We start from the raw sequence: 24,808 nt of genomic DNA, 5'->3' as shown, positions 1-24,808 counted from the left end.
TCGTATGAAGCAACAGAACAGAAACCGCTGGACTGTCTTGGGTAGTGCGCTGACCATTTTCGTTCTCCTGAGCGCGTGCGCAACAGTTCCCACCAGCCCCATGAAGCATAAGCGGATGTATGTTGCCGATCAATCAGGCAAGATGCAGTCGCTGCAGAAACAAATCCGTGAGAAGAACAGACGGATTGAAGAGTTGGAGTCACAACTGGAAGCGTTGAAACTGATCGACCAAGACCCCGGAAAACAGAGAAAATCCTTCGATCCACTCTCAACCATGATACCTGTCAAATGACTGGCTCGCGAGATGGCGAGAGTGGAGCCGTGGGCGCAGGGGTGGAGCGGTAATATGGATGAAGGGGCGCGCACCGCCTGGGGCACGCCCCTTCATCCGACTGCGCTAACTGCCGATCTGTCCCCCGTCGTCCTTGGTAATGACAATACAGGACGAACGAGGTCGTCCACCGGCCGCACCGTCCGGCCAGGAACTGAACGCCTTGGGATTAAGGGGATCGTTGGGTGTCTCACCGGGATGTTGTATACCGACGAACATGGTCTTTTCATCCGGGGTCACAAACACACCGGTGATCTCGCATTGCTTAGGTCCCACAAGGAAACGTCGGGTCTCACGTGTGGTCGGGTCCGCGCAGAGCATCTGGTTGTTACCGAAACCGGCGTACACACCGCTGTTGATCGTGGACGTCGACACGTCCGTTTGGATCCAAAGACGCCCGCTCGGGGTAAAGTAGATTCCATCGGGTGATCCATACTTGTCGCCGATAATCGTGGATCCATGTGCCGGATTGGCAGGATCACCGCACAGAGCAAAGATATCCCATCCGAAGTTCGGTTCCGAGAAATCCTTCGCATAGTACCAGCGGAGGATGTGTCCGTAGTTGTTAACCGAGCGAGGGTTCGCCGCATCCACCGAGGGTCTGGCGGTACCGGCTACCGTGCTGCCGTCCGGTGCGTTGGACGACGCCGGAGCGCTGCCTCGCCGATTGTTGTTCGTAAGTGTGGCGACAACGGTCAACGATTCGGGGAACGTGTCGATCCATTCCGGGCGATCCATCATGGTGGCGCCGACTGCGTCTGCCGCGGCGCGAGTATTGATGAGGATATCGGGTAATGACCATCCTGCCAACGCCGGGTTGTTCGGTGTTAACGGCAGCCATTCGCCGGTTCCGTCAGCATGGAATTTGGCTACGTAAAGAATCCCGTCATCCAGGGGACTTTCCCCGAGCAATCGAGCCACCCGCCAACGTTTATTTGAAACATAGCGGTAAATATATTCGTTGCGCTCGTCGTCACCCATGTAGACGACGATCTTGCCGTCCTTTGTCTCTTGGACCCATGCGCCCTCGTGCTTTAACCGCCCCAGGGCCGTGCGTTTTACTTGTGTAGAGTTGGGTCGGAACGGGTCGATTTCCACAACCCAGCCAAAGCGGTTCGGCTCGTTAGGTTCGGCGTCGGCATTGAACCTAAAATCCGTGGTATGCAGCCGAAACCCGCTACTGAATGGGGCGATACCGTATCGCTTCTCGAGATTGCTTCTCACGTCGGGTGGGCCGACTTTTGGTCATGAAGAAGCCGTTAAAGTTTTCCTCACACGTAAGGTACGTGTGCCACGGTGTAAATCCCATCGCGCAGTTGTTCAAAGTGCCGAGGACCCTTGTCCCGGTCGTGTCGGCGGTTGTTCGGAGTCGCGGATCGCCGGCGGCGGGACCCGCGATGTTCATTGGAGTCATGCCAGTGATCCGGCGAGCGAATGGGGAGGGACGTACGACATCCCACTCGCCCTTGCGACGCCTGGGGTCCCAGGGAAAGCCGGTTCGCTTGGTCACCTCGATGATCGAGACACCGTGGGCATTGAGACACTTATTGGTTTTTTCCTGATCCCAGTTCGTGATTCCATCGCTGAAGAGCAATCCATCGTCCGTATATTCGTTGTTCTGACATATGAGACCTCGCTGAGAGCCGATGATTGGGAAATAGACGATCCCATCGTTGTGCATGCCCCATTGCCGGGCTTGCTCCGCGGCACTGTTAGTGCCGTCCTGCTTGAACGCCGGGCCATTGGAGACAGGATCACCCCAAGAAATCAGCACGTCCGCCGTGTAACCAGTCGGGACCACGACGGTGTCGGCATCCGACACCGGAATGCTCTGAAACCCGAGTAGAGTGGAGCCGTGTGATTGGGCCGAAGTCGGCACAGCTCGCAAGAGCGCATCTACTCCACCGAGGGACAGAAATACGGCGGTCGCGATGCCGTTTTTCAGTAAATTGCGCCTCGACATGCGTGCTTCAAGGACTTCCTGGGAGCTTTCGTTGCTCGAGGTATTACACCCCTTGTCATCATCGAGATTGTTCATGTGTTTTCTCCATCACTATGAGCGGCTCTGCTGAAGAGCATCTCTGTCTAGAAGAATTGGAATGAATCGAGGCTGCAGTCCCCGGTTCGCCCCTATTCACTACTGTGAGATTCTGTTGGAATGCCGTTACTGGTCGGTCAGTGAATTCTCAGGTTTCCGTAAAGTTTTCTTGAGAATCCTGTTCATATCTCGATGCAGCACAAACATTTTAGGGTCTGAGCAGAAAATGGCTGCAAGGTTGGCACAATAAGAACAGGCGGTCATGTGGAGGAGAGGGATGAAGAAACCGAAGAATCACTGTTCGCAGCGCTAGTCCGGCTGTTTTTCAAGAGCGGATGGTCGAGTAGCAACTCCTTGCCATGGCTTCTCTTTCTTCCTGGTCAGATAGAGATGACGGATGAACCACGCGTAGAGCAGGGACAGCAACGAGAAGTTGATAATGAGAATACCCGGTGTCATCCACTGCCAGCCGTCGAATTTCCAGTTAGACAAGGGCCACAGCACGGGAGTCGGAAAAAATGCGTAGGAGTGCAAGGGCACGTCGGCCAAGACATGTAGTCCCCATGCTCCGAGTTCCCAGACCGGTCGCTTTAGGATAAGCCACACGAGGAGAAAGACGGCGAGAAATACGATGAAACTATGGGTGTAATTGTAGAGGTGATGGACGTACTCAGGAATCGTGGATTCCAGGGGAGTGCCACGACTGAAATCAGGCCTCGGCGACAAGCCGAGCGTGGCCGCGCCATACAGCACCCCGAATGAAAACAAATCGGGCGCCATCCCGATGGCGAAGGCCAGGCCGAAACTCGATCGACTCTTACGACCGAACGCAATCGAACCCCAGAGACCGTGTGAGACGAAATCCATCAGATTCCCTTGCGAACGTGGATCGGCGGTAGTGTATCACGGATGGATGAACGAATCGGGCGGTCGGTTATGTTGCACGTTGGCTTCCAACGAATGCGCCGAGCCGCGCGGAGATAATCGATGGAACGGAGAGGACAGAGAACGCAATGACGCCAAGCGGCAAGAGATTGTGAGTGGGATCTGGATACTGGATCACGGGCTCAGTCACGAGACCGGGCTCGTGCTCCAGTATCGTGGAGCATGGCACCAAATCCCAAGTCAGTTTTGCGACGGAGTGCTCAAGACTTATCTAAAATATCGAATAGATAAATGGCGCAACGGCAGCGCCTTCAACATAGTAAATCAGTGTTGCCAGCAACAGTAACACGAACACGACCGGCGCCAACCAATATGACTTTCTCTCCTGCACAAACATGATGAGTTCTTGGATCCTTCCTATATCATTCGCGGTATTGACTCTCTGTGATTCGCTCATCGATGCCTCCTTGTGAACAATTCAAAACGTTACCATATTCACACGGTATTGCTGCTCAAGCGCATTTCGCTCGCTGGGCTTTCGCAGCCTCCATCCATCTGGTACCTACTACACACACCTGCCTAAAAAGAATAAATGCGAAGATTGCTCCGGGATAAAACCAGAATCCGCCGAATTTTGAGGTAACAGCCCCACCGATCAATGCGACCAAGAGCGACAGAAAATCGGTTACTGGTCCGAGCGGTTCGTACACTTGCATGTGCCTTGCATTAGTTCGATATCCATCTTTTCTGAGCAGCTCTTGCTGCCAAGGGCGTTTCTCATACGGTTTCAATTTGTCGGTTTGAGGAACACCTGGGGCCGCCGTGTCTTTTAGGACGTGGTCGTCGCATGCATCGATACAGGCGTAACACTTGATACATTCTCGGTTGATCACTTTACCGTTGAAATGGAAAATCTCTCGACTGACATCAATTCCTTGTGGACATGCGTTACTGCAATCGCGGCAGCCTGTACATTGCGCAACGCGTGTTATTTTAGATTGGACAGGAGAGATGTTCATAAGAGGCGCCATCATTGGGGCATACGGACAAAGAATTCTACAAAATGCCCCTTGTCCATACCGCAAATTCAGCACGATACTCATTGTAAACTGGATAAACACCGCCAAGCCGAATGCCAACAAGAAATCATTCCAGGTTGGTTTGATATCAAAATTTAAAGGGGCGCTTTGAGCGAAAGCCTTACCTTCATAACCGGGCAGATCGGCTATGGGAGGAGGTGACATAACGTTGACTTGTGGAGTAAATCCGGCCTTGAGGATCAATATGATGACTGGCAAGAGCAGGACAAATAGTGCCCCGATCCGCAAGAGCCAACGATGAGGCGTGTTGATAAGGACATTCTTCTCGCGCAGGTTGAGGTATTGCCGTACTTTTAGCTTGCGCAAAATCCAGTCAGCGAATTCAATTGCTCCTCGCATGTGGCAGACCCAACCACAAAAAGCACGTCCCCAGATCAGTATGGAAATCAATATTAACGCCACCATAATCGACGCGGCATTAATGGTTCCCTTGGCAAGAGAAGGGACGCCCATCATTGCGGTCTTGCCCCAAATCTGAAAGTCGAACACATGCCATGAGATGAGATGAAACGTGATATAGGCATGCACCGACGCCAGTGCTATCATTCTATATTTGTACCGTTTCGTGGGTTGCTGATCGACATGACTTCCGACCTTGCACGAATTGTGGGTATTGTTTTCGGGAGCGTCGATTGCGATGATCGGGAGTTCACGCCGTGGCAGGTTGTCGATAACGTCAGAACTCATTGTGGTGTTCCTCCTAATGAGTGGGCTGAATCTATCAGGGTGGCTAGTAACTGGCGTTCCCCTAAATGCGGGGATAGGAGAGGGAGGAGGAGGGGTGTTGCCCCTCTTTGGAGGGAATTGCTAATTGGAGCAGGCCATCTCTTGGAAAGTGGGGGATCGCCTCACAGGGCGATTCAGTGCCTGGCTACATAGCGGCGAGTTGCCGCTGAACGGTTTGAGCTTCTGCTCGGGAAGAAACGATGCATCAAAGGTTCTGTGCATCGAACGTACCTATTGCAGTGATAGCAGGCGTTGCGGTGTGTTCACGATATTACGAGGGTTCTGTGAAGTCGTCTCGGAGCATCCCACTCTAGGGTTTGTCTCTGGAGAGTATCAAAGCGGCCCTGTGGGGCCAGTTGGTCACTGCCGAATGAGGTGTCGTCGAAGCACTTCTTGAGCTAAGAGCTGCATGGCCTGGTCGTTTCCGATAGTGCTGAAGTGGCGGTCTGTCGGGCTGACGGATATTTCCTCCCTTCCTTGCAACGTGATTTCGATCAAATCGGGTTGAGCAACCAGGCTTCGGAGAAGTTCCGGCATATCCAACTGTGCTTCGAACAGTTGGCCCGTGCTCGTTTCAACGCACCGCACCCCACGTTTGCCTGAATTATCGAAGTCCGGTCTGATCGGATAGAATACGCTGAAGGCTGCCTTGTGTTTCTCGGCTGTTGTCTTGATTCTAGCCACGAGTGCGCGGGTGATATCGATCAAATAGTTGTCCTTGGGGGAACGTGGTCGGATGTATGGCGAAAAGTGGCTTCGGCTGTGTTGAACGTCCTCAGTGGTTCGAACCACTACCCTTCGTTCGTCCGATAGGGAAAAGATATCTTTTGCAAGGTCTTGTTGATTAATGACGGGCAGGTTCGTGCAACGAGGTGGCCGCGATTCGCTCGGGGCCCTCGCGTCAGATGGAAGGCGTGGTACCCATTCGTGAAGGATATGTTGTGCCACGCTTCGATGCCTGAATTGCAGCTTAGCCCGTATGGCGAGATCCCATATTCGGAACCGGCTCAGATGAACGCCGTCATGGAAAAAAGGTCCCTGAAGCGACTGTCCGTCAAACCAAAACGTCGGCTTGATATGCTCATTCCGGTCGGGGAACGTATTCTCCCAAAAATCATTCACGGGCTGTGCCCACACCAGGACCAGATCGGCTCGATATGCTTGAAAATACCGTTCGAGAGCCAATAGCTGCTGATCTTGCCCCCACCCGGAAGCGGCGAGGGAGAAGACCTTAAATGTTCGAGAGGGGAGAAGGGTAGAGAGGTGGCGTTCAAGCAAGCGCTCTGGCATCCTGTCGAGTCCACTGGTTGCGGCTTCCACATTGCTGTCGCCTACCAGCAGGACAACGATATCATCAGTGCCGTACGAGAATGGATTTCCGCGCAGCCCCAATTCATTTTGAACTGAGTCATTCGTAGCAGCCAGTCCTCTCCTCGGCGACCCGTCCCATCCCCATCCTGATGGAATAGGTGGTGGATACTGAGCGATTCTCAATAAGATCTCGACGGCCAGCAGTACAATCGCCGAGATGCCGATCATTGTTGTTATTTTTGTGAATGTGTGAGAGGGCCGCATGTGAACTGGATCCCTAGCGCAAATTCCGTTGCCGATTGGTACTTGGTGTTTGTGGGGTTACAACCCGAATCTTTGGTGACCGAACCTCGAACCAACGTTCTGACCAATTCTGAAGCAGTGCTCGCACACTGTACGACCCGGTCTGAACAGGCTGTTACAAGAAGATGTACCTGAAATGAAAATGTATCGATAGTTTTTCCTGTTTTTGTGCTGCTCTGAGTGCGATCACTACACCATATTCGAGGATCTGATCCGCACGCGTGAGGGGCAAGATTGACCCGGGACATGCCGATGAACAGAGGAAAGCTAAAAACAGCTCAATTGGGCTATTTGTGAGGGATCTTTGCAAACAGAGGGAGGTCGTAATTCCTAACTATTGCTCAGTATGGTGAGGGGCGGCCGAGGCGGATGGCATGTCCGCGGTGATGCATGATTGCATGAGTTCGACGCGGCATTGCCATGAGGTCGCCGCATCGTTGACGCGGTTGACCACATCCGCTGCCTTAACGGTGCCGACGGTAATGTCCACGAGCACATGATCAGGGACGCGGTTGAAATAGACGCCGGTCACGCCTGGAATGGCCTGCAAGACGGTGTTCATTTCAGCTTCTTTGCTGCCGCAGCCGGCGCCGCTGAGCATGAGGGGCAGTCGCTCCTTAGTAGGCGGATTCGCCGCAGCCGGCAACGATGCAGAAAGGCTTGCGATCAGGAATACGGTCGAGACACCTCGTTGGACCCAGAATTGTTGCATGAGATGAACTTTCTTTGCGGACCAGACTGCCTACTGTGCATCGATAAGATACACAATGAGGCATTCTCTTGTCGAGCTGCTACTTGGCTTGTACCAAAAACGCTTTCGAACGGGCGTTGCCGCCGGCGGCAACGACATCGATGAACGACATGCCGGGCTGAATATCGGGAACCGTCGCTTCGATGGTCCGGTCGTTCACGAATTTATGATCGATCTTTGTGGAGCCGGCCGCACTGAACGCCACGCCACGAAAACAATCTTTCGTGCCGAAGTTTTCGCCCTTGATCGTGATGATTTGTCCAGGCTTGGCTTCGTCCGGCTCCACGGTGGCGATCTTGGGTTTCCTACTACTATCGCAGACTGGATCCTTCTCGAGTTTCTGCTCGTCGTGCCCCTTGATCGATTCCGTCTCGAACAACGTATACCCGGCGCCGTCGACGACAGACCCCTCTTCGGCGAATGAGCCTGGCGGAGAGAAGAGAATCGCCAGCAACGAGATCATGATGAGGGACGGCAGGGATCGGGGAGTCATCGGGACCTCCTTTCGGATTTACTTGCTCGGCATGGGCACATAAGTTTCTCCAATGATCGCTTGGCCGGGCGGAGACAACGCAAATTTGGTAAAGGCCTCAACCAGGGGATTTGGCTCCTTTTTAGCCAGCAGCAGGAGAGGGCGCCGCAGGCTGTACCGCCCATCTTTTACCGTCGGTACTTCAGGCTCGACTTTATCGATCTGCAGTAACCGAACGGCGACACCGTCTGAGACCACGGAGAGGCCGGTGCTCAAGGAGATATACGATGCAGCAGATAGGGGGGGAAGGGTTCCAACGACGGTCTTGACGACTGTCTCATCTCCACCGATGACTTTGGCGTTTTCAGGAATTTTCCCAGGGATGCCGAGTTGAGACTCGAACGCCTCGCGGATGTTTTGATTATGCGGCCGGTCGATCAGAAGGATTCTGGTATCCGGCCCACCCAGTTCCGACCATTCTTTAATTTTCCCAGAAAAGATGTCGGCGGCCTGCTGCTTCGTGACTTCTTTGGTGAAGTTGGACAAGTGGACCAAAATGCCGATGCCGTCCCAGCCGATCTGTGTGCCCATCAGCGCTGGGTCCTCAGCTCCTGTCACGGCAATCTGCGCGTGGCCGGTCTTGACCAGCTGCAATGGCTTGGAATCCTCGTCCCATAGAATATCGATATAGGCACGGGGATTAGCTTTCTCAAACGCGCGTGCCAGCGTTTCGATGGTGGCTTGTTCCGGTCCATTGCCGGCGATGACAAGGCTTCCGGCAGTTTGGGCAACGGTAATGGCAGGGGATAGACAGAGGATCAGGCCGATCAACAGCCGGCACACCGACAGTCTTCTCGTGATAGAGCTTCCCGATTCCAGGGGAAGCCATGACCGGCTTGGTACTATGCCGCGACGAGAGCCATCCATGGTTACGATCCTGGATTGGACCCCTCGCTCGAACAGGAGTCTGATTCGGAGGACATATTCGGCGGCGGCACATTGCGCTTCACATTTAATGGCGGCAACATAGAGAATCGCTGCATCCGTTCATTGACCATTGCGTTGGCCTTGATCTCAGAAAACCCGGGTTTGCGATCACCAATGACACTGGACGAGAAAGAAGATAGGAGCCGAGTCGCTTGCCGTGCATGGCAATGGGGACACTCGGTGTCCTCGACCCTCGCATGGACGGACTGGGTGGCTTCGAATTCTTTCTCGCACTGTCCACAACGGTATTCATACAATGGCACAGGGGCTATCCTTTCTTCCTTTACGGAATACCTTGCACCCAGTGGAGCCGTTCGGGACTTGACAAGCTGACCTTCAGCAAGCGATCTTGACCGGCTCACAACGTTCCGTTTATTGTAACAACTTACTCAGTCAAACTACCAGCTTCAGAGGAGGGTGTCGATGTCATGCTGATTCGACGGTACAAAGGCAACAACGGTATGATGCAGGAAGAACGGATCGACGATGAAGATCGAATCGAGCGCTACATGAGGCTCTTCGAGAAAGACGATGTCAAAAAGTTACAGACCGGAGTGAAGGTCTTCATCGAGAAGGATGAGTGGCAGCTCCTTCCTTGAGTCGGTACGGGTCAGAGGGAACAGGGAATGGCTGCGCCTATCGATGCGCCGATCATTCCTGTTCCTCATCCTATTCGCCCATCGCTGATTTCTCATGATCTACTGGGTTCACATTGCCCGCGCGATCGACCGCGTGACGCTCCACCGAGACCGTTGTTCAGAGGTTCCATCCACTGTGACCTCCAGCGATTTTTGGGAAGGGGGATGGTTCGATTATCCCGATAAAGAACGGGCGCTCCGCGCCATGGAGCAAGCGGGAGTGAACAGACAACGGCTGTGCCCGCTCTGTAAACCGTAGACACATAACGTGCTGAGCCCGCGGCGCTCAGTGCGAGTCGCGTCGTCCGATTGTTGGCTCAACCCTCATGCTCGGTACCCGGTACTTTTTAATCCATGCCGCGACTTGCACTCCTGCTGACCACCGTTATTTGGGGAGCCACATTCCCGGCCACCAAGGCGGCGCTTGAGCAAATCGCTCCACTCTCTTTCTTGTTGCTCCGATTTTTTGTGGGCACCGTGCTCATTCTGCTCTGGTTTGTGTTCAGCCGCCGCCGATTGCATTATGACCGTGCGGTATTAGGGGCGAGCGCGCTCACCACCGTCTTCCTCTTTCTTGGGTACCTGCTGCAAACTGTTGGACTCCGGTATACGAGCGCATCGAGTTCAGCCTTTCTGACGGCGCTGTACGTGATTTTTGTCCCGCTGATCCTGCTACGGATCGACCGACGAGTCGTGCTGGCCACGGGGATCGCCGTCGCTGGACTATGGTTGTTGGTGAAGCCCACTACATCCATGAACGTAGGGGACCTGATGACGTTGGGCTGCGCCCTCGCGTTTGCGGGGCATATCATTTGTCTTGAGCGCTTCACCCGCCAAGTTGATGCGCCGTCGCTGCTCGTCTGGCAGATGGTGGCGATGACAGTGTTGTTTCTTCCCGCTCCGTGGTGGGAAGGGGCGATATCAAGTTCCTTTGAGCCCACTACCGTCCTGCTGATCGGTCTTGGCGTCACCGGTGTTCTGGCCACGCTGGCGTTTGCCGTCCAAATCTGGGCTCAGCAACTGGTTCCCGCTCAGCAGGTGGCGTTACTATTTGCATCCGAGCCTGCCTACGCGGCCTGGCTCTCGTGGTACTTTCTCGGAGAGACGCTGGATGTGCAAGGGTGGATCGGAAGCGCACTCATCTTATTGGCAGTGGTGATCGGAGCGTTCGGCGGTTGATCGTTCCGAAAGGAGGAATCGTATGGCACAGAAGTTCGGGAATGGACGGTGGGTTTGTGAAGGATTTTTGGACAACCGAGTCGAGGGCACCGTCGTTGGACAGGTCGTGTTTGCCGTGATCGGTCCGGTGGATTTCTATTTACGCGGAAACTTCAAGACTGATATTGCCGGAGAGGTGATTCGATTCCGCAACGGTCGGTTCGAAGACGACGAGATGGCAGGACAAGTGATCGGCGATATGGCGAATCCACAGATTGGAACGGTGAATCTCATTTCGCTCGATCCGCATCCCAACCTGGAGCCGCACCCCTATGTCGAGTGGTTCACTCTCAGAAAGGACCACTATCGTTTCGAGCTGAGTCCTGGTGACGCATGGGTGCTGTCCGAGGAAGAACGAAAGTCGATCGAAGGGGAAAGCCGTCGAATCCGAGAAACCTTGGCTGATCGGGCGTCTGATCAGCCAAGGTCCGACGATGGACCCGATTGGATCTAGCGGGTTAGCTCGAGTTGAGGCTGCGAGGCTGGAAGCTCCGTGGCCTCGGTAAGCGCCACTTCAATCTTCTTTTTGAGCACGCTACGGTCGGAGTCTTGCTTGGTTTTTCCTTCACGCACATACTCCGGGACACCTCGGACATCCCAGACGAGTCCTAACCACTCCAAACCTTTCAGGCAGTAGTAGCTCATGTCGATTTCCCACCAGTAAAAGCCTTGTCTGGTGGAAGCCGGGTAATAATGATGATTGTTGTGCCACCCTTCTCCCATGGTAATCAGAGCCAAGAAAAAGTTGTTTCGGCTGTCGTCGCCGGTCTCGTACCGTTGTGACCCGTAGACATGTGATAGAGAGTTGATGGTGCAGGTCCCATGAAACAGTGCCACGGTCGAGATAAAAAATCCCCAGATCAACATCTGGGGTCCGTTGGTGCCAAGTCCTGGTGCAAAGGCTTCCAACAACTGGCCGAAGCCAAACATTCCGAACCCGGTGATGGTGGGAACGAGGACATCGAATCGGTCCAGAAACCGCAGCTCCGGAAACTTTGCAAAGTCGGCGATTCCCTTGAGACGCGGAGCGTAATGGGTTTGCGACATCACCCAGCCCATGTGAGACCACAGGAATCCCCCTTGACGTGGGGAATGCACATCATCCGGTGTGTCGGATGCAATGTGGTGATGGCGATGATGTCCGGCCCACCACAAGGGACCGCGTTGCGCGCAGGAGCCGCCCAATAACGCAAATAAGAACTGGACCGTACGGGAAGTCTTGAACGTGCGATGCGAGAAGTATCGGTGGTACCAGCCGGTGATCGCGAACATACGGATGTAATAGAATGCGATAGCAACGGCGACCGCGGTCCAACTCCAGCCTACCCAGAGCACTCCCAAACACATCAGATGCACGGCAATGAAAGGGATACTACGTACCCAGTCCACCTTGGGGGGGCCGTCGACTTTTGTGTGTTCCAAGCCCGCCCAGGAGTCGAACCAGCGCAGAAAAGAATACCAAAATTCCTGGGCTTTAGTCGGGCGAAGCGTTTGCACGTCGGACATACAATTCTCCTCTACGTCGGGGGGATCGGCAACGTCACTGTGGTGGGAAACAGGGAGCCGGGGTCCCGATTAAGCTGATGGATCACGCAGAATAGGTCAGGTCAGCATTATACACGGAATGTCAGGAAAGTGAAACCTGACTTTTTGCATGGCCCCCGCCAGTGTAATTGTACTGGAATGGGGTCCCCTGTCTACTTATTATCGGAGTTCCTGAATGGCCCCAGAGAGCCTTGTTTCCCAGGTTTGACAGGTCTGCTCATGCGTCTCTAGAATGCGGTTGCGATGAACGACCGATTTCTCAAAGCGTGTCGCCGTGAATCCGTCGACTGCACACCCGTGTGGTTTATGCGTCAGGCCGGACGCTACATGGCCGAGTATCGGACGTTGCGCGCAAAACATTCGATCCTCGAGATGTGCAAAACCCCTGAGCTTGCGGCTCAGGTCACCCTTCAGCCGATTGAGCGATTTCCACTGGATGCCGCCATTATTTTTGCCGACATTCTTCTTCCGTTGGAGCCGATGGGACTCAGCCTCGAGTTTGCCGCTGGGGAGGGGCCGGTCATTCACAATCCGGTTCGCGACCGAACGGCGGTGGACCAGCTCAAAGTCATCGACGGGGACGAACTGGACTATGTTGCCGAAGCCATTCGGCAAGCGCGGCGCGCTCTCAACGGGCGAGTGCCTTTGATCGGTTTTGCCGGTGCGCCGTTTACGCTCGCGAGTTATGCGATTGAAGGCGGAGGCTCTCGCAACTATCTGCACACCAAGCAGATGATGTATGGGGATCCCACCGCATGGCATCGGCTCATGGACAAATTCGCGCGAGTACTCACCGGCTATCTCCGACGACAGATCAAAGCGGGGGCTCAGGCGATTCAGCTTTTTGATAGCTGGGTTGGGTGTCTCTCGGTGGGTGACTATACCGAGTATGTGATGCCGCACGTCCAGCGGATTTTCGAGGGTCTCAAGCGGGAAGGCGTTCCGATGATTCATTTCGGCACCGGCACGACCGCTATTCTTCGGCAGATGCGTGAAGCGGGGGGCGATGTCATCGGGATCGATTGGCGAATTCATCTGGACGAAGCCTGGACGATGGTCGGGCACGATCGTGCCGTGCAAGGCAACCTGGACCCGCTGGTGCTGTTCGCGCCGCTTCATGAAATCGAACGCCGGGTCGAGGATATTTTGCGTCGGGCTGGAGGGCGTCCCGGACACATCTTCAATCTCGGTCACGGGATCTTACCCACGACACCTGTCGATCATGTGGCCGCGACGATCGACATGGTGCACAAGCTCAGCCAACGGTGAGTAATAAAGTGAATCGTCCCTCGTGAAGTGTACCTCGATATAGCGAACTTCATCGTCTTGCGAACGACATAGAACAATGCCAGGTACGACACATCACACCGCGATTTTGCTCATGGCCATGGGCGGGCCCGATTGTCTGGAGAACGTCGAGCCGTTTCTGCGGGATGTCCGAGGGGGACGGCCGACGCCTCCCGAGTTGGTGGAGGAAATTCGTGAACGGTACCGAGTGACCGGTGGAAAATCCCCGGCCGTCGGCATCACCCAAGAGGTCGCAAAGAAACTGGAACAGCAACTGAATAGATCGGGTGATGGCCGATACCGCGTGTACGTCGGTTTGCGTCATTGGCATCCCTTTATCCGAGAGACATATGCCGAGTTGCTGAAAGCATCGCCGGAGCAGATCATTGGGGTGTGCATGGCTCCTCAACAATCCTCCCTGAGCACCGGAGCGTATCGGAGGAAAGTCGAAGAGGCTCGTGCTGAATGGGAGGATCGTACCGGCGTGACCTATGTCGGCAGCTGGCACCGGCATCCTCGGTTGATCGAGGCTATTGTGGACAATATCCGGCAAGGGCTTCTCGCATTTCCTTCGGATGTGCGAGCTACAGTACCGGTGCTGTTCACGGCCCATAGTCTTCCCGAACGGATTGTGGCGATGAAGGATCCGTATCCAGAGGAGGTCAAGGGCACGGTCGAATCTGTGACCCGGCTCTTGGGGAGCCAATCGACCTACTTCGCCTATCAAAGTCAGGGGCGGTCTTCAGAACCGTGGCTAGGGCCCACCGTGGAGGAGATGCTCGACACGATCTGCCGGTCAGGACACCGACATGTGTTGGTTGCGCCCATCGGGTTCATCTGTGACCACGTGGAAACTCTTTTTGATATCGACATTGAATTGAAGCAATTGGCGGCCAACAAAGGCATGCATCTCGAGCGCATGGCCATGCTGAACGACTCGCCCGCACTCATCGAGACGTTACGCGAGATCTTGACGGCCCACGAATCTTCTCTCTGCATTCCGTCGTGACTCGACCACGCACAGTCGTGATAGTGGGCGGCGGCATTTCCGGCCTGGCCACTGCTTTTTCACTGCAAGAGCAGGCGATGAAGGCCGGCCTTCCCATCCGCTGCACAATCCTCGAATCTGAATCATCCTGGGGCGGAAAAATCGTCACTCACCGGGTCGGCGAGATTGTGACGGAAGCCGGACCGGACTCCTTCCTCTCTCAAAAGCACGCCGGTCTTGAACTGTGCACGAAGTTGGGACTCGCCGATCAGCTCATCAATACCAATGAGACGGCCAAGAAGGCTTGTGTGTTGAGGGGTGGACAGTTGCACGATTTACCGGAGGGTCTGCTCTCATTTGTTCCAAAACAATTGGGAGTCTTTCTGCAAAGTGGACTGCTCACTTGGGCGGGGTTGATTCGCATGGGCCTTGAGATCGCCGTTCCGCCTGGTTTGCGCACAGGCGATGAGTCGTTGGCGGATTTCCTTCGCCGGCGGTTCGGCCCGCAAGCGTTTGAGCGAGTATTGGAGCCGCTCATGTCCGGGATCTATGCCGGAGATGCCGAGCAAATGAGCCTGCGAGCCACGTTCCCTCGGTTCTTTGAGCTGGAGCAGCAACATGGAAGTGTCGTTCGCGGCATGATGGAGACCAAGAAAACTTCTTCATTGCCTTCGTCAGGCCATCCACGGCGAACGATGTTCATCAGTCTGAAAAATGGACTGGGAGATCTCGTGAACGCTCTGATGCAACGGTTGGCGCAGCAGGGTGTGGAGCTTCGTTTGGGTTGCCGAGTCGAGGCCCTCAGGGTGAGATCTCATGAATTGGGCCGTTGGATGTACGACCTTATTCTTCACGATGGCTCAGCACTTTCCGCGGAAAGTGTGGTTCTCGCGACACCGGCGTATGTGTCAGCGGACCTGTTGCGTCCGTTGACGCCGATCGCCGGCGGATTGCTCGATATGATTCCCTATGCGTCCACTGCCACGATTGCCATGGCGTTTCCTGCCCAGGCCGTGCCTGAAGCGATTGACGGATTCGGGTTTATCGTGCCGCGGATCGAAAGGCGGGATTTGATCGCAGCAACCTGGACTTCACGCAAGTGGCCCCATCGTGCACCGGCCGACCAACTATTGGTGCGCTGCTATGTCGGCGGGGTAGGGCGTGAAGATATTCTGCAACTGGACGACAACGCCTTGACGGCGAAAGTACGTACCGAACTCAGTGACATATGCGGTATCAGAGCGGAGCCGAGTTACACAGAAGTCAATCGGTGGTGGAAGGGGATGCCGCAGTACACGCTTGGCCACCTCGACCGATTGGCGCAACTCGATGCGGCAGTGGGCCGCTATCCTGGACTCGTCCTCACAGGAGCCGGTTATCGTGGAGTCGGCATTCCCGATTGCATCTCCGACGGGACGGCCGCAGCCGGGCGGGTCATGCGGGATTTACTCGGTGGAATCGGCAGCGATGGTCGACGTACCGTGGATCTGGACTCAGCCTAACTCTCTCAATCTCCCTCACCCTCATCACTGATAGATCCAGGTTTTGGTCAACGGGAATTCGGTCGGGCCGCCGGCTTCCTGGCGGCTGGCAAGCATCTGATACACGTTCAGCCAGCCAGTTGGCCGATGGCATCCTCATTCACGGAAGGATCACGGACTGCTCGGGATAACCGAGTTCTTTCAGTGTCGCTTCCAGAGAGTCGACCATCGGAGGGGGACCGCAGAGGAAAATGCGGGTGTCGGCATCGGGAGCGGGAAGGTGTCGGCGCAGGATGTCAGGGGTAATTCGGCCCGTGCTACCCGACCATCCGAGCGGGGGCTGTTCCAACACGTGGTGGCAATGAAAGTTCGGATAGTCCCGGAGAGCTCGCTCCCACTCCCGTCGAAAGATAATGTCCGATTCTGTTTTATTGGCGAAGAGTAGGAATAACTCTGCATCGATCTTCTTGGTAAGAATCCAGCGAATGATGGAAATCATCGGCGTGATGCCGGTGCCTCCGGCCACGAATCCCACCCGTTTTGCCATGCCGTCCACCCAATGGCCGCCCGGGTTCGGTCCGCTTATGAGGATGCTGTCTCCGATTCCCTGATCATGGAGAAACTTGGAGACGAGGCCGGTTTCGTAACGCTTGACGGTCAGCTCGAAGAAGCCGGTCGTACCGGGCAGCGAGGACGGCGTATACGGCCGCTTAACGGCTTTTCCGTTGATCGTCGCATGGACGTAGAGAAAGTCGCCGGGCAGCATATCCAGCGTCGCATCGGTGGGGAGTTCGAATCGGAAGGTCTTTGTGTCATGGGTGTCGGTCTCGACGGCCGTCAGCTTGTACGGACTCGGCGTTTTCGTCTTGATCCGGGTGACAGATTCCATGATGGAACGCATCATACGGGGTCACATCGATAGACGCAACAAGCCGCGGTCGGTTTGGTATCAATGCTGCTGTACGAGTCTGCATCGGTTCGAAACACAGGAAAGTGGAAAGAAGCAAACGATGGTGGCGGCGACGTATTTTGTCGGAGGGCGCTTGAGCTGACAGCACGATGAATTGGGAATTCATCTGCCGGAATGCAGCCGTTTATGCTTCGGCAATATTTCAATCGTCAAACATCAAACGGGGAGGGTATGTGTGTCACAGGCAACAATGAGTAAAACAACCTTCCCGGATTTAACGGTAAGGGTCTGGGTGGTGGAGCGCACCATCCGGACCGATTATTTCGCTATCACCGGTTGGATTTCTTCGCTCATCTGCGGCTTGGATCAGAAGTCTGATCCTCGTCTAAACTCGCGAGGACCGGCTGAGCCGCGGTAATCTTCCGTTCAACAGCCTGGGTCAGCCAGTGCCGCGCTTGTTCCGTATTTCTTGCCACCCCGCGTCCGTAGGCATACATGACGCCAAGAACGTACATCGCTTGTCCGTTGCCGGTTTCGGCCAAGCGCTGGAGACCGTTAGAAGCTTTCTTGTACCAGGTTACGGACTCGGGTGCTTGCGGTCCATGCCGTTGCGCGTAAAAACGTCCAAGACGATATTGGGCAAATGCATCGCCCTGTTCGGCGAGTTGAGCATCAACATCCGGATTCGGCGCCGATTTTCCGGTCGATAGATTTGCCGTTGATCTCTGATTGCCTGAAGTCGCTATGGTCCGATCCGGGGAGGCACTTGATGGAACGGAAGAGTGGGTTTTGGAGTCTTGAGTGGGAGCGGGCCGCGTCGTGGACCTCTCGAAATTTGGAGCTGGCGTAGGAGTGGAGCTTGGTGTCCCAGCCAGACTTTCGGCCTGTGATAGTTGCGTCAGACTAAACTCTTCTTGATGAGACGCTGCTTCTGTGGCTGATTGGTTCGGAGAGCTACATTTCTCGGAGAGATTGCCCAAATGTTCCCCGTCGGGACCGCTTTCACAGTCCGTATTATTGTACGTGGGTGGCCATACCGTGACGGTCGAGATGATCCAGATCACAGCGATAACGAGGAGCCCCCAACGAACCAATCGACGTCGTAAGATCGACCGATCGCTGGGAGGTACGACTACAAGTCCAGGATAGCCTTTCTTGGCCATGCCTCCTCTCAGAACATCGCTTAATCGAAGTATATCAAGGTGTCAGAAAGCTGTCTCAGGCTCTCTGGTTTCCGTTAAGGCCCGGCCGGTATTGAAGCTGATAATGTTGGCCGTCTCAGCGTCTCTATAGATAGCCCCTTGTTCTACCCAACTGCAAGCTTTTATAGTACGGTTTGAAACGTGCGTGTTTCACCCTTTGGAAAGCGCCGAAATTATGCGATCACCCGAGAGCACCCTTACCATCTTAGACGTCAGCGGCCCGTTTCGTGAGCCAAGGGAGCAGGTCTTTTCGTACGACTACTCGATTCAACGGTCGACCTGGGCGACGCCGCATGGTGTGCGCGTGAAGATTTCCATACCGGATGAGCTGGAGGTGGTGAAGAAGCGGCTCCTCGGAGTGGTGACCGGTTCACCCGGTCAGCAGCTGCTGGTGAGTAACATTCTTTCCAAGAAGATTGCCGACTGGAAGATACGGGTCGCTGAGGAGGAGGGACTGTTGGCGGAACGACGTGATGTGTTGCTGGCCCCGTTTGTCGGGTCGCTCACCCATTTGTTCCCAAAACTGGAGACGTTATTTGAATCGGATCAAGCAGCTGTTCGGCAGGATGTCAAAAGGCGTGTGGGGATCTAGCGATCCCTACGCGCAATATCCTCGCCTCCGAATCCGTTAAAAGATTCTTCTATACTGTTTTGAGTGCACGCCTGATTCGTCCGCAAACCCAAGCGATCCCTTGTCCGGACTGCCGGTATCATTCAGGTCGATGCGGTAATAGCCACGGACTTGTTCCATTGCCACCTCGAACGGAATAGCATTCGGGTACAATGTACCGGGAGCATGAGCCCCTCGTGCCAGTGTGCGGATCGTTTCTGCTTCCGCGAACTGTTTGTCCCCAAAGATATAGATGTCTGCAATGGCATGGTCCCCCAGTTTGTGACCGGGTGTCGTGGCGGGGAGCTGTTCGCCAAGCGTCCCTTTCAGTCGCGCTTCCTTGAGGCGTTTCAGTAGGGCGACAATTTGACTATCCGTTGCCTGAGCAGGAACCACCAGACCCACGGTGTTCATCTCCAGGATGGTCGTTTGGACTTTGAACATGACGGGAGCGGCTTCGGGGTCTTCGATGGCCGACACATTGGGACCTTCGGTGCCGGTTGCCTGTTTGTTTCTCGAACTGGGGACGATCAGCGCGACAAACAACCACAATCCGATGAGGATGCCAAATACCACCAGCAGCGGATGGGCTCCGGCACGCTTCCCTTCTTCGTACGGTTCTTGGTTCTTGCTCATAGTGTGCGATCGCCGATCTGCGGTGTGGTATCTGGCTGTGGGCTCTGCAACCGGCGCTTGGCTTCCTCCCAGAGCTCATCCATCTCGGCTAATGTCATGTCCGTCAACAACCGGCCTTTCGCTTCAGCTTGTGCTTCCACGAGATGGAAGCGATCGATGAAGCGATTCGTTGCTCGGCGCAGCGCGTCTTCAGGATTCGTCTTGAGAAAGCGGGCGAGATTGACCAGGGAGAACAGCAGATCCCCCAGCTCAGCCTCAACCTCCTCACGGGAGTCCTGTCGATCGGAACCCGCGTTCACGCTCGCTCGATTCAACGCAAGCGCCTCACGCACTTCACCAATTTCCTCGAGAACTTTTCCAATGATCTGTTCCAGACCCGCATCGCTGTGCGGCCAATCGAAGCCGACTCGGGCCGCTCGGGCCTGAATCTGATAAGCCCGCAACAATGCCGGCAAGGTTTTCGGCACTCCTGCTAAGGCTGAGGTCGTATGGCCGGCGGCTTCGCGTTCAGCGCGCTTGATTTCCTCCCATTGGGCAAGGACTTGCTCGCTATTCGTCGCGCGTCCTCCCTGGTCGCTGGTACCGAAGACATGGGGATGTCTGCGGATCAACTTTGTGGCGAGCGTGTCGAGCACATCGTCAACGGTAAACGTCCCGGCCTCAGCGGCAATCTGGCTGTGGAAGATGACTTGCAAGAGAACATCCCCAAGTTCTTCTCGAAGCTTCTGCTTGTCACGTTGATCGATCGTCTCCAGGACTTCGTACGTTTCCTCAAGCAGGTATGGTTTCAGTGACTCATGGGTTTGCTTCCGATCCCAGGGGCATCCGTCTTGCGCGCGCAACGCAGCCATGAGCTCAACCACTTTGGTAAATTGTGTCGACATTGAGTGAGCCACCCCTTTCGGTCGTCTACCGCCGGGCTGAGGATTTGTCACTCTATACCGAGTCTGGCGGCTTCTTCAATCTCGGTGACGGCTTGCGACCAAATAGACCCTATGGTAGGGTACCGCCAGCATCCAGACATGTGTGGAAGCAGCTCAACGAGAGGGACATAATGGTTGAGGAGGAGCAGGGGTTCATCATTCGGGATCGGCGGGCGAGTGGAGGGACCGAGGCTTCGCCGACTCCACAAGAATCGAAACCTGCCGCTGTAGCACAGACCGAACCATCCCAGACGGCTCCGGCACTTCCCGTCACGTTTTCGTCCTTTGTGATCTCATTGGGCTCGTCGTCGCTCATGCTCATGGGCGAGCAACTGGATCCTCAGCAAGCGCCGATTCCCGTCAACCTCCCCCAAGCCAAAGAAATCATCGATCTGTTGTCCGTCTTGGAAGACAAGACCAAGGGCAATCTGACCCCTGAAGAGCAGGCGGTCCTGCGCGATATGCTCTATGCCCTTCGCATGAAGTATGTGACGCTGGCCTCGCCGAAGTAACATCCCGTTGTTGGGCTTTCCCCCACTCGCCGAAATTCCGCGATCTCTGCGCGGACTTTGAGACTGCTCTGTGAGTCGGCTATAGTGGTAAGGGCTGCCGTTGTTCGGGTTGACCATGCGCGGAAGGCGAGCGAATGCCTGAGCCAAACCGTCCCATACGTGTGTTAGAGCCCGTCTCCGACGCGGCTGGTGATGTCCAACCTGTGGCTCTCGGCAGTAAATCGCGCAATTCTTCGGCTGACATCCCCAAGCAACCTGACCGCAAAAAACTCCACCTTCGCCCGGTCTGGATCGTCCTGATCCTTCTGATCCCCTGCTTGGCGCTCACGCTGTATTACTGGCGGATTGTCGTTCCGGGTGTCGACGAGACCGGCTCATTCTTGCCGACGACCAGTTATGCCTTCGTCCTTCTCCTGCTCAATTTGGATCTGATCGGATTCGTCGTTTTGACGCTCTTGCTGTCGAGGAACCTCATCAAGGCCTATTTCGAACGCCGCCACAAGCTCGTCGGGTCGGGGTTTCGGACAAAGCTCATCGCGGCATTTATCGGGTTCTCATTGATTCCCACCGTACTACTGGCATTCGTGGCGAGCGGCCTTGTGAACAAAGCGGTCGATGTGTGGTTCAGCGAGCACATCGAGAGGGTCATGAAAGACTCCTATGAGGTGGCTCGCCTTCAGCATGCGGGGCATGTCGCGCTCGCGGTCAACAGCGCACGGGCGATTGCGCAGGAATTGTTCCGCGAGGACATGCTGACCCCGGTGCAGCGCGATCTTCTGATTGCCGCGATGGCTCGAAAACGTATGGAATACGGTGTCGCAGGGATCGAGGTCTTTTCGAGCAAGATGGAGACACTCACAAAGGCGCTCGATAGTGAGGTTCCGGCCGGGGTGCTGGATCTGCCGATCAGTCAGCTGGTCTTACAAGTGATCAACGGCAAGCATGAATTTACCTCAGTTCAGGAGGCCCAAACAGGGAGGTTAGTGCGTGCGGCGATCCCTGTGGCCTCCGGAATCCGACAGGGCGAGTTGGAGGGGGTCGTCGTCGTTGAGACCTATGTCCCTGAATCGCTGCTGACCAAGATGGAGGGAATCGGCCGGCAATATGCGGAGTATAAGCAGCTCAAGGCGATGAAAAACCCGATCAAAGCCGGGGCCTATCTTTTCGTGGCTGTCGTGACGGTCTTGATCCTCTTCAGCGCGACATGGTTCGGGTTCTATGTGGCACGCGGTATTACCGTGCCGATTCAGCGGTTGGCGGAAGCAACGGAAGCTGTCGCCCAAGGCGACCTTACTGTGCAGATCGATGCCAAGGCGACCGATGAAATCGGGACGCTCATCGCGTCGTTTAACCGGATGACGCAGGATCTGCAGGGGAGTAAATCCAAGCTTGAGGAGGCCAACCTGACGCTCCGGAACACCAACGTCGAGCTGGATCGCCGCCGTGCCTATATTGAAACGGTCGTGGATACGATCGCCGCCGGTCTCCTGTCAATCGATAGGAGCGGAATGATTACCACATTCAATCCATCGGCCGAGCGTATTCTTGGGTTGGCCGCCGATCGGTTCAGAGAGCGCCCGGCCAATGATGTATTCAAAGAGTTCGGGCTTGACTTGTTCCAGACTGCCTATGATCGTATGTTGGCCGATGAGCGCGACAACTTGGATTTGGAAGGACAATTGGACATTCAGGGGAAGCTGATCACGATCGGCCTGAAAGGTTCCCGTATGCGGGATGAGGGGAATAAAGACCTGGGATTTGTGTTGGTCTTTGAAGATCTGACGGAGTTGATCAAGGCACAGAAAGTCGCCGCCTGGCAGGAAGTCGCGAAGCGCGTCGCCCATGAAATCAAGAATCCACTGACGCCCATTCAACTGTCGGCCCAGCGATTGCGGAAGAAGTTCTTCGAAAAGTCACCGGATCTTGACCGGGTGTTCGACGATGCGACGAACGTCATCATCAATGAAGTGGGAAGCCTGAAAGAGATGCTGGACGAATTCTCGAAATTCGCCCGTCTGCCTGTTCCGCAGATGACACGGCAATCTCTGCACGACGTACTGCGTGAAGTGGTCACGTTGTATCGCGAGGCACAGAAAGATATCGAGTTGAAGATCGAGCTTGATGAGGATCTGCCGCCCATTAATTTCGACCGGGAACAACTGAGGCGGGTGTTTGTCAATCTCCTCGACAACGCGGTGCAAGCCATGAATCAAAAGGGGAGGTTGTGGATCGCCACGAAATATGACACGAAACGACGACGCGCGGTGGTCACCGTGGCGGATGAAGGACCTGGAATTGCCCCTGAGGACCAGGAGCGCCTGTTCGTGCCCTACTTCACCCGTAAGAAAACCGGAACCGGGTTAGGGCTGGCGATCGTTCGCCGGATTATCACAGACCATGAAGGTCAGATCCAGGTCGGGAACAATCACCCCAAAGGAGCGGTATTTACGTTCGATCTGCCGGTGTAACGCGAATGTGATCGCAATCTTTCACCGGCACAGCAGGCACGATCAGTCGAGAGTCAGGTGAGAAGACTCGCGGTCTACGCAGTAGGGAGGATAGATGGCGGCATCAATTCTGATAGTGGACGACGAGGAAGCGATTCGGACGTCTTTACGAAGCATCCTGGAGGACGAGGGGTATGAGGTTGTCGTGGCAGCCAATGGGGTGGAAGCGCTGAAGATGTGCGGTACTGATCCGCCGGATCTTATGATCCTCGATATTTGGATGCCTGTAATGGACGGACTGGAGACGCTGCGCCGTGTGAAAGAGTTTGTGCCCACCACGCAGGTCATGATGATTTCCGGGCATGGGTCCATTGAAACGGCGGTGAAAGCAATCAAGCTCGGCGCGTACGACTATATCGAGAAACCGTTGTCGCTGGAGAATGTCACGCTTCGCGTCAAGCATGCGCTGGAGCAGTACCGATTGGCGCAGGAGAATCGATCTTTACGGACGAAGGTCCAGCAAAAGTTCGAGTTGGTCGGCTACTCCCAGGTCATGCAGCGGCTGCGTGAACTCATCGAAACGGCAGGACCCACGAACAGCCGGGTACTGATCGGAGGCGAGAACGGGACCGGAAAAGAACTGGTCGCCCGCGCCATTCATGTGCGCAGCAGCAGATCGGATCATCCGTTCGTGGCCGTCAATTGCGCCGCGATTCCGGAGACCTTGATCGAGAGCGAATTATTCGGACACGAAAAAGGATCCTTCACCGGTGCCACGTCGATGAAGCGCGGCCAATTCGAGCAGGCTGACGGCGGCACGTTGTTTCTCGACGAAATCGGCGACATGAGTCTCAATACCCAAGCAAAGGTGTTACGGGCTTTGCAGGAGCAGCAGTTTACGCGGGTCGGCGGCACCAAGCTGATGAAGGTGGATGTGCGGGTGCTGGCGGCTTCCAATAAGGACTTGGAAAAAGAAATCGGCAAGGGCCAATTTCGAGAAGATTTGTACTATCGGCTCAACGTTGTTCCGATCATTGTGCCTCCGCTCCGCGAGCGCCGGGAGGATATTCCGGCTTTGGTGCAGCATTTCATGAAAGCACATGCCGAGGAACAAGGGTTGCGGATGAAAGAAGTTTCGCCGGAAGCGATGGCGGTGTTCCAGCAATACGAATGGCCCGGCAATATTCGTGAATTAAGGAATCTGATTGAGCGGCTGATGATCATGGTGCCGGGGTTTGTGATCGAGGCCTCGCAGGTTGCCATGTCGTTGCAAGGACGGACCGCCGGTGTCGTTCCCGTCGCCAGTCAAGCAGCGAATCCGCTCCTCACAAAATCCTTTGACTCACTCCGGGATGCGCGGAATGCGTTTGAAAAGGAGTACATCAGCCGCAAGCTTCGAGAGCATCATTGGAACATTTCACGGACCGCGGAGGACCTCAAGATCGAGCGAAGTCATCTCCACCGGAAGATCAAGTTGCTGGATGTGGAAATGCGGCCTGAGAGCTAG

At 55.2% G+C, this 24,808-nt stretch carries 25 protein-coding genes and 1 pseudogene; 12 read left to right on the top strand and 14 right to left on the bottom strand.

Features of this window, described 5'->3' with window-relative positions:
- Nucleotides 1-4: 4 nt before the first annotated feature.
- Nucleotides 5-292: a hypothetical protein gene (locus H8K03_03425; protein ID UVT20977.1), complete on the top strand. Its 288-nt coding sequence runs from the start codon at nt 5-7 to the stop codon at nt 290-292.
- 105 nt (nt 293-397) lie between these two features.
- Here H8K03_03425 and H8K03_03420 read toward each other — a convergent pair.
- The 9 genes and pseudogenes from H8K03_03420 to H8K03_03380 all read right to left on the bottom strand — a co-directional run bounded on the left by H8K03_03420 (nt 398) and on the right by H8K03_03380 (nt 9,167).
- Nucleotides 398-2,369 (bottom strand): annotated as a pseudogene (locus H8K03_03420) (PhoX family phosphatase).
- A gap of 309 nt (nt 2,370-2,678) precedes the next feature.
- The gene (locus H8K03_03415; GenBank protein UVT20976.1) at nt 2,679-3,236 is read right to left on the bottom strand and encodes a hypothetical protein; all 558 of its coding nucleotides are present in this window, start codon (nt 3,234-3,236) and stop codon (nt 2,679-2,681) included.
- A 289-nt stretch (nt 3,237-3,525) separates the two neighbouring features.
- The gene (locus H8K03_03410; GenBank protein UVT22577.1) at nt 3,526-3,711 is read right to left on the bottom strand and encodes a hypothetical protein; all 186 of its coding nucleotides are present in this window, start codon (nt 3,709-3,711) and stop codon (nt 3,526-3,528) included.
- Between the two features lie 55 nt (nt 3,712-3,766).
- Nucleotides 3,767-5,041: a 4Fe-4S binding protein gene (locus H8K03_03405; protein UVT20975.1), complete on the bottom strand. Its 1,275-nt coding sequence runs from the start codon at nt 5,039-5,041 to the stop codon at nt 3,767-3,769.
- A 399-nt stretch (nt 5,042-5,440) separates the two neighbouring features.
- On the bottom strand, nt 5,441-6,655 hold the full coding sequence (locus H8K03_03400) for a hypothetical protein (protein UVT20974.1): 1,215 nt from the start codon (nt 6,653-6,655) through the stop codon (nt 5,441-5,443).
- A 373-nt stretch (nt 6,656-7,028) separates the two neighbouring features.
- Entirely contained in the window at nt 7,029-7,406 is a 378-nt protein-coding gene (locus tag H8K03_03395; GenBank protein UVT20973.1) for a hypothetical protein, read from the bottom strand.
- 79 nt (nt 7,407-7,485) lie between these two features.
- Nucleotides 7,486-7,938, bottom strand: a complete 453-nt coding sequence (locus tag H8K03_03390; GenBank protein UVT20972.1) for an IPT/TIG domain-containing protein — start codon at nt 7,936-7,938, stop codon at nt 7,486-7,488.
- Nucleotides 7,939-7,956: 18 nt separating this feature from the next.
- Complete coding sequence (locus H8K03_03385; GenBank protein UVT20971.1) at nt 7,957-8,844, bottom strand: substrate-binding domain-containing protein; 888 nt, start codon at nt 8,842-8,844, stop codon at nt 7,957-7,959.
- 2 nt (nt 8,845-8,846) lie between these two features.
- On the bottom strand, nt 8,847-9,167 hold the full coding sequence (locus H8K03_03380) for a zinc ribbon domain-containing protein (protein ID UVT20970.1): 321 nt from the start codon (nt 9,165-9,167) through the stop codon (nt 8,847-8,849).
- A 165-nt stretch (nt 9,168-9,332) separates the two neighbouring features.
- Between H8K03_03380 and H8K03_03375 the strand changes: the two genes are divergently transcribed.
- From H8K03_03375 to H8K03_03360, 4 genes are all read left to right on the top strand, one after another.
- A complete protein-coding gene (locus tag H8K03_03375; GenBank protein ID UVT20969.1) occupies nt 9,333-9,503 on the top strand; it encodes a hypothetical protein in 171 nt (56 codons plus the stop codon).
- A gap of 94 nt (nt 9,504-9,597) precedes the next feature.
- Complete coding sequence (locus tag H8K03_03370; GenBank protein ID UVT20968.1) at nt 9,598-9,801, top strand: hypothetical protein; 204 nt, start codon at nt 9,598-9,600, stop codon at nt 9,799-9,801.
- Nucleotides 9,802-9,896: 95 nt separating this feature from the next.
- On the top strand, nt 9,897-10,721 hold the full coding sequence (locus tag H8K03_03365) for a DMT family transporter (GenBank protein UVT20967.1): 825 nt from the start codon (nt 9,897-9,899) through the stop codon (nt 10,719-10,721).
- A 22-nt stretch (nt 10,722-10,743) separates the two neighbouring features.
- Entirely contained in the window at nt 10,744-11,214 is a 471-nt protein-coding gene (locus tag H8K03_03360; GenBank protein UVT20966.1) for a hypothetical protein, read from the top strand.
- On the opposite strand, the gene H8K03_03355 is transcribed toward H8K03_03360, so the two are convergent.
- Complete coding sequence (locus H8K03_03355) at nt 11,211-12,266, bottom strand: acyl-CoA desaturase (protein ID UVT20965.1); 1,056 nt, start codon at nt 12,264-12,266, stop codon at nt 11,211-11,213. The genes H8K03_03360 and H8K03_03355 overlap by 4 nt on opposite strands.
- A 282-nt stretch (nt 12,267-12,548) precedes the next feature.
- On the opposite strand from H8K03_03355, the gene hemE reads away from it, so the two are divergent.
- From hemE to hemG, 3 genes are all read left to right on the top strand, one after another.
- Nucleotides 12,549-13,574, top strand: a complete 1,026-nt coding sequence (gene hemE, locus H8K03_03350; protein ID UVT20964.1) for a uroporphyrinogen decarboxylase — start codon at nt 12,549-12,551, stop codon at nt 13,572-13,574.
- 76 nt (nt 13,575-13,650) lie between these two features.
- On the top strand, nt 13,651-14,601 hold the full coding sequence (locus tag H8K03_03345; protein ID UVT20963.1) for a ferrochelatase: 951 nt from the start codon (nt 13,651-13,653) through the stop codon (nt 14,599-14,601).
- Nucleotides 14,598-16,082, top strand: coding sequence for a protoporphyrinogen oxidase (hemG, locus tag H8K03_03340; GenBank protein UVT20962.1), 1,485 nt, complete (start codon nt 14,598-14,600; stop codon nt 16,080-16,082). Before H8K03_03345 ends, hemG begins: the two co-directional genes overlap by 4 nt.
- Nucleotides 16,083-16,221: 139 nt before the next feature.
- Here the strand turns inward: hemG and H8K03_03335 are convergent, their stop codons facing one another.
- A complete protein-coding gene (locus H8K03_03335) occupies nt 16,222-16,950 on the bottom strand; it encodes a cytochrome-b5 reductase (protein ID UVT20961.1) in 729 nt (242 codons plus the stop codon).
- A gap of 371 nt (nt 16,951-17,321) precedes the next feature.
- Nucleotides 17,322-18,134 carry an SEL1-like repeat protein gene (locus H8K03_03330; GenBank protein UVT20960.1) on the bottom strand — a complete coding sequence of 271 codons (813 nt, stop codon included), beginning with the start codon at nt 18,132-18,134 and terminating at the stop codon, nt 17,322-17,324.
- A gap of 214 nt (nt 18,135-18,348) precedes the next feature.
- Between H8K03_03330 and H8K03_03325 the strand changes: the two genes are divergently transcribed.
- Nucleotides 18,349-18,765 (top strand): hypothetical protein, encoded by a 417-nt coding sequence (locus tag H8K03_03325; GenBank protein ID UVT20959.1) that lies wholly within the window; start codon nt 18,349-18,351, stop codon nt 18,763-18,765.
- A 36-nt stretch (nt 18,766-18,801) separates the two neighbouring features.
- Here the strand turns inward: H8K03_03325 and H8K03_03320 are convergent, their stop codons facing one another.
- The gene (locus H8K03_03320; protein UVT20958.1) at nt 18,802-19,419 is read right to left on the bottom strand and encodes a hypothetical protein; all 618 of its coding nucleotides are present in this window, start codon (nt 19,417-19,419) and stop codon (nt 18,802-18,804) included.
- Nucleotides 19,416-20,303, bottom strand: coding sequence for a nucleoside triphosphate pyrophosphohydrolase (gene mazG, locus H8K03_03315; protein UVT20957.1), 888 nt, complete (start codon nt 20,301-20,303; stop codon nt 19,416-19,418). The genes H8K03_03320 and mazG overlap by 4 nt, the downstream gene beginning before the upstream one ends.
- 170 nt (nt 20,304-20,473) lie before the next feature.
- Between mazG and H8K03_03310 the strand changes: the two genes are divergently transcribed.
- The 3 genes from H8K03_03310 (at nt 20,474) to H8K03_03300 (ending at nt 24,808) form a co-directional block, all read left to right on the top strand.
- Complete coding sequence (locus H8K03_03310) at nt 20,474-20,854, top strand: DUF1844 domain-containing protein (GenBank protein UVT20956.1); 381 nt, start codon at nt 20,474-20,476, stop codon at nt 20,852-20,854.
- Between the two features lie 134 nt (nt 20,855-20,988).
- The gene (locus H8K03_03305) at nt 20,989-23,322 is read left to right on the top strand and encodes a HAMP domain-containing protein (protein ID UVT20955.1); all 2,334 of its coding nucleotides are present in this window, start codon (nt 20,989-20,991) and stop codon (nt 23,320-23,322) included.
- A gap of 94 nt (nt 23,323-23,416) precedes the next feature.
- Nucleotides 23,417-24,808, top strand: a complete 1,392-nt coding sequence (locus tag H8K03_03300; protein UVT20954.1) for a sigma-54-dependent Fis family transcriptional regulator — start codon at nt 23,417-23,419, stop codon at nt 24,806-24,808.

This window comes from Nitrospira sp., assembly GCA_024760545.1.
Classification (GTDB): Bacteria; Nitrospirota; Nitrospiria; order Nitrospirales; family Nitrospiraceae; genus Nitrospira_D.
Note: the sequence above shows the minus strand (reverse complement) of the source record. Positions and strands in the feature narration are given on the sequence as shown.